This window comes from uncultured Algoriphagus sp., assembly GCF_963974365.1.
Taxonomy (GTDB): domain Bacteria; phylum Bacteroidota; class Bacteroidia; order Cytophagales; family Cyclobacteriaceae; genus Algoriphagus.
This window is the reverse complement of the sequence record NZ_CAXBBX010000001.1, coordinates 658,129-672,483: the sequence shown is the minus strand read 5'-3', so window position 1 is coordinate 672,483 and position 14,355 is coordinate 658,129. Positions and strand designations below refer to the sequence as shown.

At 39.3% G+C, this 14,355-nt stretch carries 4 protein-coding genes and 1 pseudogene; 2 read left to right on the top strand and 3 right to left on the bottom strand.

The window, feature by feature from the left end; translation table 11 throughout:
- From AACZ87_RS02495 to AACZ87_RS02485, 3 genes and pseudogenes are all read right to left on the bottom strand, one after another.
- Nucleotides 1-7,213, bottom strand: a pseudogene (locus AACZ87_RS02495) (hypothetical protein); the annotation flags it as partial.
- Nucleotides 7,214-7,716: 503 nt separating this feature from the next.
- On the bottom strand, nucleotides 7,717-9,996 hold the full coding sequence (locus tag AACZ87_RS02490; RefSeq protein WP_339864513.1) for a hypothetical protein: 2,280 nt from the start codon (nucleotides 9,994-9,996) through the stop codon (nucleotides 7,717-7,719).
- 306 nt (nucleotides 9,997-10,302) lie between these two features.
- A complete protein-coding gene (locus AACZ87_RS02485; RefSeq protein WP_339864511.1) occupies nucleotides 10,303-12,642 on the bottom strand; it encodes an ATP-binding protein in 2,340 nt (779 codons plus the stop codon).
- 88 nt (nucleotides 12,643-12,730) lie between these two features.
- On the opposite strand from AACZ87_RS02485, the gene AACZ87_RS02480 reads away from it, so the two are divergent.
- Both AACZ87_RS02480 and AACZ87_RS02475 read left to right on the top strand, forming a co-directional pair.
- The gene (locus tag AACZ87_RS02480) at nucleotides 12,731-13,471 is read left to right on the top strand and encodes a response regulator (protein ID WP_339864509.1); all 741 of its coding nucleotides are present in this window, start codon (nucleotides 12,731-12,733) and stop codon (nucleotides 13,469-13,471) included.
- A gap of 466 nt (nucleotides 13,472-13,937) precedes the next feature.
- Nucleotides 13,938-14,282, top strand: a complete 345-nt coding sequence (locus tag AACZ87_RS02475; RefSeq protein WP_339864507.1) for a LytTR family DNA-binding domain-containing protein — start codon at nucleotides 13,938-13,940, stop codon at nucleotides 14,280-14,282.
- Nucleotides 14,283-14,355 lie beyond the last annotated feature (73 nt).

The following is a 14,355-nucleotide window of genomic DNA, read 5'->3' as shown; positions in this document are numbered from 1 at the left end:
GAATATCCGTGGCTGTTGCACTTGGATTGACAGTCACCGTAACTTCCGCTGCATCTCCTGGAGCATTCTCGCAAACTCCATCACCTGAAACGGTTACATAATAAGTCGTCGTTGCCGCAGGGCTGACAGTCAGATCCGTGATCTCAGTGGTCAGATCCTGACTGGTGTAGAATCTGAATATTGGATTGGTCACCGTGCTGCTGGTAGCAGAAAGCGTAAAGCTGTCTCCTTCACAGATAGTATCACCAGTTGCCTGAATGTCAGTAGCAGTTGCTCTTGGATTGACGGTAACATTTACAGGGATCCTTACCGGATCCTCACAACCCCCACGCACCACGGCTATGTAATAAGTCTTGATTCCCGCAGGTGTTAATGCCGGAGTGGTAAAACTATTTCCGGAAGCCAACAGTGTCCCTCCTGTCTCTGCATCATACCATCTTAAGGTAGTACCTGCTGCAGGTGTTGCTGAAAGTGTGGCAGTTTCTCCAACACATACTTCCTCATTTTCTGTAACAGCAGTTGGACCAGGGTAATTGATTTCTGCCTGATAAATCCTCCATCCACTTTCTAAGGCTCCAAGCAATGGTCTATAGTCAATTCTGACCCGATCAAATGATCCACTTGCTACAAATCTCACTTCTCCTTTGCTATTACCTCCAAGCAGAGATAAACTAACCAAATTATTATCAACTACTCCACCATCCCCATTGGCAGCAGCACCATTATAGGATTCAAAAGAAAGTCCACTTAATACACCAAGGTCAAGCAAAGACCCACCTGTTCCCAAAGTAATCACAATTGTATCCCCAGCTGCGCCGGTCTGGTTGAAAATCAGTTCCTGCCAAACTCCCCCAGTAACTGCAACCGGTGCTACAAATCTTGAATATGTATTAATGTCACCATCAACCGCATTACCAGGGTTTTCTACACTACATAGTACACAAATAGCATAGGTACCGTTATTCTGTGCATTCGCTACAGTACAATCTCCATCTGTCGTCACAGGCTCAACAGTAACAGTTACAGCCGTAGTGTCGATTGACAAACAACCTGTAACTGTATTCCTGGTTCCGGCATAATAAGTATAGACTCCAGCTGAAAGGATACCAGTATTATACGACTCTCCTGTCGCTAATTCTGCTCCACCTTCCGCATACCAAACAATTTCCACATCTGCTGGCATTGGATCAATGGATGCCGTAAGCACAGTTCCAAATCCTTCTGAAATCGTAATATCAGAACTTGTAGATGGCACATCTGGAAGCTCGTTGACTGTGATAGAAGTTGTTGCAGCAGGAGTACTGAAACAATATCCTTCTGCTACCACCGTCACATAATAAGTAGTAGAGGCAGTAGGGCTCACTTCGTAATCAGCTCCTGCGAAATACGCTCCTGTCAAACTTGCATCCAGATACCATCTGAATTCAGGATTTGGAATACTGATTCCGTTTAGACTCGCATGCAAAATGGTCGACTCTCCAAAACAGATTGCACTTTGATCTGCTGTCAAAGTAATATCTTCGGCATCTATTGTAGTACAGTCTGTAGGCATGGAATGCTGAGCTGTCTCTGATGCATTTCCTCCAACTTCATCTGCATAAAATGCTTCTGCATTATTTACGATTGGATCTGATCCTGTTACAGCATCCACTTGAACGGTAAAAATAAACTCCTGCATTGCACCAACCGCCAAAGAAGCAATATCAAAAGTCAGAGTTCCAGCACCTGCAGTTCCCCCACCATTATCAACTACAGTTGTATTTGCCGGGATCTGATCTACAACTGAGATATCAGAAAGTAACTTATTGCCAGTGTTTGTGACTGTCAAAGTATAAGTAATGATATCCCCAACAATTGCTTTACCATCAGAATCAGCATTATTACTCAATCCAATTTTATCAAAATCAATCGCATGAACAGGCGTAACATCCAACACTGTCCCAGGATCCGCTGCCGTATCCGGTTCGGTAGGATTACTGTTGTCTATCGGAGGATAGGATTCAATTGGAGCTGGTAAATCTGCGGAATTGGCAACTGCAATATTGATGATTTCATCTATTCCAGTAAGATCAGCATCTACTGTTGCGGTGAAGGACCCAACGGTAGTAGTAGCTCCTACCGCCAATCCAGGCAATGAGAAGTTAACATCATTTCCCACTAAAGTGCCTCCGGAAACGTACGTAATTCCATTTGGAAGTGCATCTGAAATTGACAGATCTGTCAAATCTTGATTACCGGTATTTCTAATAAATATGGTATAGACCAAAGTCTCGCTACCGCTTACTGCTGCGACATTGGCATCGCCATCTACTGTTACTGCTTTCCAGATTTCTGCTGAGAAAATAGGATCAACAGGAATATCCGTACCTGTATCTCCACTCTCATCTGGATCCGTTGGGTTTTCATTATCCAATGCCGGATATGTTTCCACTCCAGGATCTTCAGGAAGAGACTTAACCAGTCCTACATTGGAAATAAATTCTACATCAGTCAGATTTTCATCCACCAAAACAGTGAAACTTACTGTGACTGTTTCTCCAGGAGCAATATTCAGATTTTCAAAAGTGACAACTCCCCCATTTTCCACACCTCCACTTACATAGGTAGTATTAGCTGGAATGGCATCAGTAATCAGGTAATCTGTCATAGGAACAGTCCCTGTATTTCTCACATGGATAGTATAAACTATTGTTTCACCACCTGAAACAGAAGTCAACGAAGGGTCACCATCAATGACGTAACTTTCCCAAGCTTGAAAATCAGGAGTTTCACAATCCTGAAGGATATAATACAAGCGTACATTAGGAACAGCAGTGACTGAAACCAATGAAATAAGTCGAACTGCAATTTCATCAACGGCTACACCAGGAGAAATACGGATTTCTTCATTGGCTCCATTGTTAAATAGATCTACCAAATTCACATTCCCTAGAACCGCATTTTCCAGAGTCTCATCGTAAACTTCGATCCCATCCAAGTAACCCACCACTTCGATTCTTCCAAAGACATCTGCATCCAATACACCGGCTCCAACCCCAAGTTTGATTTTAAATGCCCCTCCTGCAGGAATCGTTTGTCTGAACTGAATATTTTGTTGGATAGAACCGGCTACACCTAGGGTGCCTAAGCTGATTTCGGAGTAATCGTCATTGTTATTATTATCAAGAGCGCGTTCCGCATTAGTAACTCCATAGCTACCAATCGAGCCTGCATCAACCGTAATCCCAGAACCATCAAAGAATGTAGTAAACCCTGTTGCACAAGCTTCCGCACCTGTATCGTAGCAAAGACCATAGATATTGATGCTGTTGTCTTCACCGAACAATCCTCCGGCAATATGATCTTCCACAGTTATGCTATTGTAAGCTGCATTTGGCGTAATAGCCAAATAGTATCTTCCAAGTGCATCCTGAACGATTTTCACCTGATCATTAAATCCGGCAAAACTATTATCACTGCTTGCAGTGAAAAGTGGGGTCCCGCCCGTGTCATTTGCAGAAACTGTGAAGTAATGATCTCCAAGGACAACGGTATTCAACAAGTCGCTCAATATTCCGCCTACACTACCACCAAGTAGCGCATCCAGTAAGCTTGCATCAGTATCTATTCTCATGTATGATGTAGTACCTGCCGGTACTACTACACCGTCTCCGTATCCAAGAGTTACATGCCCGGAGTATGCTCCAATTCCGGTTAATAATGCGCCTCCGCTGGAATTGATGGTAGCGAAACTGTTAAAGTTTCCGTCAAAAAGATTGGCAAGATTATCTGCAAAAGACGCATCAATCAATTCCTCTGCACAGACTGGGCTTAAATATGGAGGATCAGCCACATCAGGATCTGGACATCCGTCGGAAATCCGGCTGATTCCATACAATCTGATCGGTGCACTGGTATTTATTGCGGCAATGGACTGAAGCCCAAAACTCACCCGATCATACACCACTCCCGGTTCGATCAAAAGCTCCTGAATTCCGCCTGAATTAAGAAGACCGAGTAGATCCAGGTTATTTATCAAGGCATCCTGAAGTGATTCATTGTAAACTTCATCGTTGCCATTGTAAAGAATCAAACGGTATGAACCTGCAAGATCCAAATTCAATATTCCCGGCTCGTCAAGTTGCACTCTTATTCGTAGTGCGTCCGTGTTCTGAGATTTTGTTTTGAAATAAATGTTTTGATAGACAGTTGCCCCTATTCCAGCAATTCCAAGATTGATTGTGGAATAATTTGAACTGTTTCCATCAATGGCATTTTGAGGGTTAAACACGCCTCCTTTTGTGATATCCAATAGGTCAACAGCAATTCCAGAACCGTCAAAATCAGTAAAAGTAGCTTGTTCACATAGATCAAATTCCGTCTCTCTACACATACTGAAAACATGCATGGTAGCCGTGTTATCTAATCCAAGTAGTGCAGCTAAGTAGTGGTCAATTCTTACTGATTGATAGGCCTGATCTGCAGTAAAGGCGATGTAGAATCTACCTGATTCATCCTGAACAACTCTCACATCCTGGGTACCAAAACCTGTGGCGCTACTAGCTGTATAAATATCCGTTCCTCCGGCAGTTTTTGGTGTGACGGTGAAGTAGTGATCACCAAGTGCCACTGATCCCAATAGATCCGCCAAATCTGAACCAAGACTTCCACCTAACAAGGCATTTAACTCGTCATTTTCAAATTCTATGCGGACATAGGATGTTTCGCCCGCGGCTACTGGAGCTGCATACCTCAACTCGATATGGCTACTATAGGCCCCCAGTCCCAATGCCGTACCTGTACTTGCAGATAATACCGCATAGGAATCATTGTTCCCATCCACTGCATTGAGTGGGAAATTGGTATTTGCCCAGTCCACTACTTCGGCAGCACAATCTGAAGTGTTAAATGGTGGAATAGTCTCAGGTGGTGCAGTCAGCTCTGGATCTGGACATGCTGCACTGAATCTTTCTATGCTGAAAATTTTCACTGGATTCTGAATCACATTGGCACTCACCACAGATTCGATCCCTACAGCAACTCTATCAAAAGACAACCCTGGGCCAAAAGGAAGATTAATTGTTCCTCCGCTTTGGAGTAATCCCAATAAATCCAATCCTGATATCAAGCCATCCCGAAGACCCTGAGAGTACACCTCTGTATCTCCATCAAAAGCTTTGATAACTATGCTTCCTAAAATTTCTGCGGTCAACAGATTTCCACCTTCCATCGCCAGTTTGACTCTGAAGTGATCTTCAGGAGCTGATGAAGAATGGAAATTCACAAACTGGTAAACGCTGGATCCAAGTCCCGCTGCTCCAATACTTACCTCTGAAGCAGTTGCCGGATCACCGTCAATAGCAAATCCTGCATCAACTACCCCTGCTGCTCCTAATCCAAGAAGATCCAAACTAATGCCTTGCGATTCCGAATACGTAGCAAATGCCTGCTCACATGGCTCAAAACCTGTTGAAGTACACACATGATAGACATTCATGCTACGCACTTCACCCAGGCCTGCAATTGCACCCAGTGATTCTGTAATTCTTATACTGGTATAAGCACTCTCAGGAGTTACTTCTACATAGTAATGGTTGTTCTTATCCTGAACTATTTTGACTGGTTGATTGAAGAAACCATTGTTACTTGAGCTTTCAAAAACCTGCGATCCGTTATTCTTAACCTCCACGGTGAAGTAGTGACTGCCAAAAAGAACATTGTCTACTACTCCGCCCAGAAGCTGTCCGGTAGTTCCATCAAGTAAGCCTAACAATACTTCCTCGTCAAAATCGATTCTAACATAGGAAGTAGTACCTGCAGCCCGGGAATCAAATCCCAACTCCACAAATCCCTCATAATCTCCTATTCCCAATGCAATACCGGAACTGGCGCTGAGTGTAGTATAGGTATCGTTATTTCCATCAACAGTATTTAGGGGGAAATTGGCATTTTCAAAAGCCAATACAGTAGCATCACAGCTGCTATTGCTGAGCATTGGTTCTGTTGCTATAGGCAAAGGAATCGGCTCAGGATCTGGACAGGTAGCCCCGAAACGCTGCACCTCATATAATAGGATTGGAGAATTTGACAATGCATTCAGCGAGACCAAGGAAGTATAACCTACTGTCACTCTATCAAAAGCTACTCCTGGACCAAAAGGAAGAGTGACAGCATTCCCACTTTGGAGCAGACCAAGCACATCCAATCCATTGATCAATCCTCCGGATAGCTTTTGGATAAAGACTAAATTAGATCCGTTATAAGCACGTACTTCTATTCCACCAATTAAATCAGCTGTCAAAACACCTGCATTGGCAACACCCAATTTCACTTTGAAATAGTCTTCAGGCGCAGATAGGGTTTCAAAATAAACCGACTGGAACATGGAAGCATCTACACCTAAGGTGCCTATGCTGATTTCGGAATACGAGTTCAGGTCTGAATCAATCGCATTTTCTGTATTATCGACTCCAGCCCCCAACAAATCAAGAGAGATTCCTTCTCCATCGAAAGAAGTAAATCTGAACTCGCCGCAGGCATCTGCTCCATCCAGATAAAAAGCATTATATACGTCAAGGGTGTATTCAGAGCCTAGACCTGCCAAAGCTGTTGACCTATTAGTCAATCGAATTCTATCATATGCAGCATCTGGCTTAATCGCCAAAAAATAATCACCCGTCCCATTTTGAACTAGCCTTACCCGATCCGTATCAAAGCCCTGCGTGCTGGTTCTGGATAACACGGCTACTCCACCAGATGTCCTTGCTTGGATTTCTATTTCTTGATTACCCAATAATACCGACCCCAGGACATCACTTAGTAGCTCACCCAGGCTACCTCCCAGAAGCGCCTGCAATAAACTTTCATCTGCTCCTATTCTCACGTAAGACCAAGTTTCGGCTGGAAGAGTGGAAGGGAATTGTAACTCCAAACTTCCTTCATATGCACCTAAACCCGCCAAAAACCCTGGGCTGCCATACAATCTAGCAAACTGATTATCATCACTTAAAGCATTATCTTTATCTTGAACTGTAGACTCGAGACAAAACAAACCACAGCTCCGATCATCATCACTGATTTCAGTGGCTATGGTGGGAAATTGCTTTGTTTGACCGTAGGTTTCTGCCAAAAAACATACAGCAATTAATGAGTATATAAAAAAAGCAACACCATACTTAAATATAGTGCTTATACCTCTCAATTTCAGACTATTATATTTAAAGAGAGTTTTCATATGTTGTAGTTTTAAAATTTTTCGATTGAAACAACAGATTAGGTTGATTATAAAGGACATTTGTTAAAACATTACCCGAAATTGAAAAAGTAGGTTGAAATAAAATGTCAATTGCACTAGAACAACATAAAAAACGATCCAAATAATTAATAAATGAACAGTATAAAAACTGTATATTACTCTTTATTAACCCCTTAACATTTGATGTTATCACAGCTAATATTAGGGATAAAGCACTTTTAAAAACTAGGACAACAAAATGACAGTAAGTGTACTTCATAGAAAATAATTATGTGGTAAAAATTTCAACTTGACAAAAATTAGTGATTAAAAATCGACTCTAAAAGACACTTCTAGATTCTGTTATTTAATTGATATTTTCTGTTATCAAAAAGACAATAATCCAAGAAAAAAGAAAAAACAACATGATTTCACAACTGTATAAATAGCCCGTACTTTCCTTTTATAGGGCTCAAATATTTAAGCAGGATTTTTATCCCAGATTAATTTTTAATTAAATGATGGGTGTGTATATCACTCGAGTCAATAATGATCAAAAAATATTCACCTGGTGGGTGAGACTCCAAATTACTGATCCGAAGAGTGTTTTGCCGACTTACTTTGGCTTCCCCGGCTTGTAGAAATGATCCTTCTCCTGAAAATAATTGGTATGAAATCTCCTTCATCTCGTTATAGCTCGTTCCTATGGTGAAGTGGCTTTCGAACTGATTAGGGAAGACCTGAAAGGCGCTTGAAAGGGCATGGGAAATGTAAATTCGGCGCAAGTCAGAAGTGAATTGTATGTCACCATATTCATTTATCAATTGGATTCTATAATAGCTATCTCCATTTAAAGGGTGTTCATCGAGATAACTACTCACTACTTCCTCGCCCCCGTTTTTCGCCCAGATTTCTTTGAAATTTAGATTTGAACCGGCTCTTTGAAGTATTACCTTCTTATTTTCAGGTAGTTTTGAAAATCCCCAAGACAAATCAACCTCTCCCTTAGGTGTTAGATTAGCCTCAAAGCTCTCAAGAGAAACATTCAAAATTCTTGCGATTGAACTCAAATCCAGTTCCATAGGCTCATCTGAGATGCATCCTTCATTAGGGATCCAATTCAAATAAAATTTGTATGGATCAGTTTCATCTCTAAACTGAAGCCCTGTCATGGTTAGATTTGCACCTTCTAATTCGAAAAGCACATCATCTATCACAAATCCATCGGAAATCTGGATCCCCATATCTTCATCCAAATACCATTCAAAAGCACCATCAGTAGGTAGATCTATTATCGAAGGATTAAGTGTCACTGGATGCACTCCTTCTACATAGGTATACTTTCCATCTTCATCTATTCCTATCTCCCCTGATGGCTCAATACGGTAGTTTGCGGAGGTTGGTATAGGATTTACCTTGATTTTGAATCGCGATGGCTCACTCTCGCCAGCACAGGATAGTCTATTTGATTTTACCAAAAATTCATGGTCTCCTGGAGCAAGGTCAATAGGAGTTGTATATGCATCTGCTGTTCCCATTGCGGTCTCATCACTATTTGATTCTAATCTATACCAATTCAAATCACCTCCTGAAGCATTATCTGGGGTCACAGTTACTGTTTGTCCATAGCAAATTTCATAGAATCCTTCCTCAGGGATATCGGTAATTTCAGGTCTTACAGGCGCCACAGTCACTCCGCTAACCATTAGACTCCCCTCAAGTAAACCTGCACCCACCAAGGACGAAACCCTGATCCCTATTTTATCTATAGCCGATACATTATCACTAATAGGAAACTTAAAAAATTCATCCGAAGCCAATAACCCCAAAATATCTAGCTCTAACAGAGAGGAAGCGTCAGTTGCACTGACTTCAGTACCATTAGAATAAGCCACCAACTCCACATAATTTAAAAGCCCTAAATCCAGAAGGGATTGCCCTGTGGCCATACTTATTAAGATTTCATTACCGGGCTGTACAGGAGAATTGAAATAAATAATCTGCTCAACAGCACCAGCAACTCCAACCACACCTAGCGAAATTTCCGAAAAAGTATTCTCCAAATCACTGTCTATAGCCAGATTTAAGGATTCTATAGCATTATTAAGTTCCAGAGCTTCCAAAGTGATCCCACTTCCATCGAAACTGGTGAATATTGGCTCACCACCGCATGGATCGGGTTCAAAATAAAAGGCGTGATACACATCCAGCGTATATTCAGCGTTGAGTCCTGCGACTGAGGACGCCTGGTTTGTTATTCTAATTCGATCGTAGGAAGAAGCCGGCTTAATAGCCACGTAATAGTTACCATTTTCATCACTGACCAATCTCACTCGATCTATATCAAATCCTGCTATACTAGATCGTGACAAAACTGAGCTGGAAGATGTACGTGCATCAATTATTATCTCTTGCTCGCCAAATAACAAAGAGCCCAGTACATCTGAAAGTAGATCCCCGAGACTTCCTCCAAGCAAAGACTGAAGTAAACTATCCTCTCCATCAATTCGAATGTAGGTGGTGGTATTCGCTGGTATCAAATGATCGAACCTAAGTTCTAATTCTGCTTTATATTTAGCTATACCAAAAACTAACCCGGGGTTAGAATATAATCTACTATATAGCCCATTGTCACTTATTGCTCTATTTCTATTCTTTACAGTGGGCTCAGCACATAAAACACCGCAGCTCCGTTCATCACTACTTATCTCATGGGCGGTAATTGGGTAAACAGCATCAGCAGCGAAACAATAATTAGTAATACTCTTGCTAAAAAATAGCAATATAAATACGATTAATACTTTACAATATTCATCCCTTTTCATTGTTTCCCAAACCAAACTGTAAATTCAAGCCTCCTATATAAATATAGCAGGCTTGAATTAACAGTTACAATCAAGAAAAAAGGAAAGAAAAAGTCGGGATTTTAATTCATTTTACCTTATTCAAAAAACATATAATAAGCATTTAATTTTCATTTATTAAAGCAGTATTAACCATCATGACAACTAGATGTATTTAAATAACAAAATTCCACCGTTTGATAACAACAAAAACCAAAATCTTCTAAAACTGAAAATTCTAATCTTCTAGATATCAAAAAGCAGTCTTACAGTGGTGCCCTTTCCAGGTTTTGAGTAGATTTTTATCTCACCTTTATGCATTTCTACGAAATTCTTTACAGCAACTAATCCAAAGCCGGTTCCTTCTACTCCATTTACATTTGATCCTCTAAAAAAGGGAGTGAATACGTAGGGAAGCTCTTCTTCTAGTATTCCTATCCCAAAATCCTTCACTTCAATCCCATTCGCCTTATCCGTTTGAAACAAACGAACAATCGGTTTCTTTGACTCACCGCCATACTTCAATGCATTATTTACCAAATTAACAATACTGGTGTGTATCAAAAAATTATCCCATTCTACCTTTACTTCATTTTCAACCTCAGAGATAAAATCTACTTTCCGCAGGTAATCGTGCTTTTCCAAAATTTGTAAGATAAATGAAACGAAATCCACCTCTTCCTTCTTTAAGGCTGCACTATTGTTCACAAACCTTTCATAATCGAGAGATTGAGCTACTAGCTTATGAAGGTTGTCCAATTCGAGCTCAATTTTCTTGTGATGTGTTTGAAGCTTAGCAGCTCCCGGAATATCAGCCAAATTCTCCAAGTAAATTTTTGATAGCTCCATACTTGAAATTATGGTAGCTAAAGGTGTTTTAAATTCATGAGAAACAATATTCATGAAATCAGACACAAAGGAATTGAACTGTCTCTCTTTCTGGAGCGACTCGATTAGTCTTTGCTCAAAATTCATTTGAGAAGAAACATCTCTAATCACTGCGATTACCTTTTGATTATTCTTCTCGTTTAAAATATTCAAATTTGATTCTACCCAATATTCACCTTTGTCTTTGAAGTATAACTTCAATCTTGATCTATATCTCCCATCTGATATTTTAAATTCTGGAGTTAGAGTCTTTTTCAAAAGAACTCTGATTTTCCGATGCATCTCCTCTACTCGGGTCCCTTTGTCAAAAAATTGTGACACAGAAGGAGAAATAAATTCAAATTCAGATAAATTGTTCATTACAACAATTACATCAGGACTGTGATCTGCTACGGTAGCCAAGATTTGAGCTCCTACCTGAGAATTCTTCTCAAATTTGATTTTATCCTGCTCAGATTTAAACGCTTCAATAATAACTGAATAGGTAGAAATAAATGGCTTCAAATCTGTTATATCCTGGTCCGTAAAACCTCCTGTTTTATTCCCAAGACCAATCAATCCAATTACTTCCTTCCCTTTAAATATTGGAACTCCTAAAAAATTCTCTATGGTTGGATGACCTGGAATTTTTTTCCCCTTAGTATGAGGATTGGCGGGCGGATTATTTTCCAAAATAATTTTGGATTCAATTATGCAGGCTCCAAAAAGATTATCAAAATGCTTGAATAAAAAATCGTCCTTAACATATTTATGGTAAAGTTTATAAGCCTCGGGCCCATTTCCTGAAATATCCGTAGCTGCATGGATTTTTAAAACCTGAGCTCCCTCATTACCGAGGTCTACTTTACCTACAAACCCAAGCTTTGCATCGATTACTCCCAGAATATTGCTCAACAATAGGTCATAAGGATTAGCTCCTTCAGGCTTGGATAGAAAATGACTCTGAACCTCAACAACTCTAGAAAGTAGTTCATTTGTCCTTTGTAGTTGCTTCTCGGTCGCTTTCTGAACTGAAATGCTTTTGAGAGAGCATAATATAAAAATTTCATTATTAGGAGAAGTCTTGTATAACGTCAATTCATACCAAGTTCCTTCTGCTTTTTCCAAGTAGAGCTGGGCATCAAAGACGAAAGAAGAAGTATTCCCATTCTTAATCCAATCAATTACACTTTCATAGTGCTCTTTTATCACAAAAAAATCCTTGATCGAAAAACCCGATGCTAATTCTGAAAATGGTTGGAGCAATAAAAGTTTTAAGGGAGAATTTACGGCAATGGCACGTTTCAAACCAATATCAAAAACTATCGCAGGTTTCTCCGTTTTTTCTAAAGATTCCATGATAGTCTCAAAGGACAATTCAAAAATATTCTGTCTGTTATAAAAATTAATTACGAAGTGTAAGCTCTGCTTCTCATGATCGACCCAAAACAATTCATTCACATAGAAATTTACACCGTTCTGCTTGATTGTGTAGTTAAAAATCTGGTCACCTTTTATGTGTAGGTTTCTTTCCTGTATTTCATTTTCATCAGATGCTGTTATCCGTTCAAAATCTCTAAAGGTAAGTACCTGATATACAAACTCCTCTCCAAAATGCAATTTTAAGCGATCACTTATTCTGAGAATACTTCCAGTTTTTAAATCAAAAAGTAAATCTTCATTTTCAAAAACGGTTAGTTGAGATTTTTCTGAAACCATATTTTTAATTCTTATCTTTTTAGTCAAAAAGTATTGAAATACTCCTGCTTTTTATTTTATTAGTATAGCTAAAATAACGAGAGTGCTTATGAACAAACATTACAATAAACCTAAAGTATTACTCGTAGAGGATAATTTCAATCTTTCAGAAAATATCAAGGAGATATTAACCCTCAATGGGTATGAAATTGTAGAAATCTTGGACCAAGCAGAAACTGCTCTTTCGATTATTGAAGAGAAAATGCCTGATCTAGTTTTGGTAGATATCAAACTAAAAGGAGCCAAAACAGGTATTGAACTCGCTGAGGAACTTAGACAAACAATAGACCTTCCCATAGTTTTTCTTACAAGTGCTTCTGGACAAGAAATAGTAAAAAAAGTAAATCATATCCGTCCTGATGGTTTTGTTACAAAGCCATTCACTACCAATTCCCTTATTACCAGCATTGAATTGGCTATGGAAAGACACAAGGTAAACCTAAAAGAATCAGCAGATCAGCAGAAAAACTCCAATTCTGATTTATTTATTAGAGAAAACGGTTGGCTGAAAAAAATTGTGATTTCAGATATAAGTTATATTAAAGCGGAAGGAACTTACACGCATATCTTTGTGAAAGATAAGCAGTACACTTTGAGAAACACCGCCAAAGACTTAATGAAGAAACTACCTGAATATCAGTTCTCTAGGATACATAAATCTTATATTGTGAACATGGAAAAAGTAGAAGCACTTAGCTCTAATGCTGTCAAAATTGACAATATAGAAATCCCTATTGGTCGTAACTACTACCATGCCTTGCTACAAAACATAAATAAACTTTCAAGCTAATTTCACTTTTGACTAATCCGATCAATCCACTTGGATCGTAAATCTTCTAAAGAAGAGTTCTTTACAATTTAATGGATCGGCTATGGTTAATAGTTACTTTTATCCCGCAGGCAATAATTCTTTTGAAAATTCAATTTCACTAGTAAAGAATTACTGCAATTCCACTTTTAATTCCCCTCTAGGCTTTTTGGGAGAGGAGCGAACACATCTTTACAAGGTGACATCACTACTTAACGGAAAGAAAGCTAGTCATTCTTCATTTTTCGAAAATGAGTGTTCATTCATAGGCAACGGATCCCATAGCATCTCAATTCTGATTTTTACGACGATCAATGAAGTTACTCTTGAATGTGAACTAGAGAGACTTACCAAAAATCATAAAAAACTGGAACGTTTAAAATTTGAGCCAGAGTCCTATGATTTGGAGGTAATTCAACAAATAAATCATTCTAAACCCAATTCAACTATGGAAACAGATGCCAATGATTTGTACGAAAAAGAGGTCTTTATCAGAGAAAGCGGTTGGCTAAAGCGACTTTTAATCAAGGATATAGAATGGATCAAAGTAGAAGGAGTATATACTCATGTCTATAGTAATAGTCAACTTCACACCCTAAGATGTACTTCCAAAGACATTTTCAGTAAGCTCCCTAAAAGTCTGTTTTTTCAAGTTCACAAAAGCTATTTTGTAAATATTTTCAAAATAGATGCACTAAAAAGGTATTCCCTGAAAATCGGAAATGATGTGCTTCCTATCGGAAAAACTTTCTATAATAAGTTATTAGATAAGCTCCCACATCTAGGAGGTTGAAGCTTTAACTATTTGCTAGAAAATCTTTTTATCGGTTAAGATTCCATGATTACGAAATGAAGCTGCAATACAA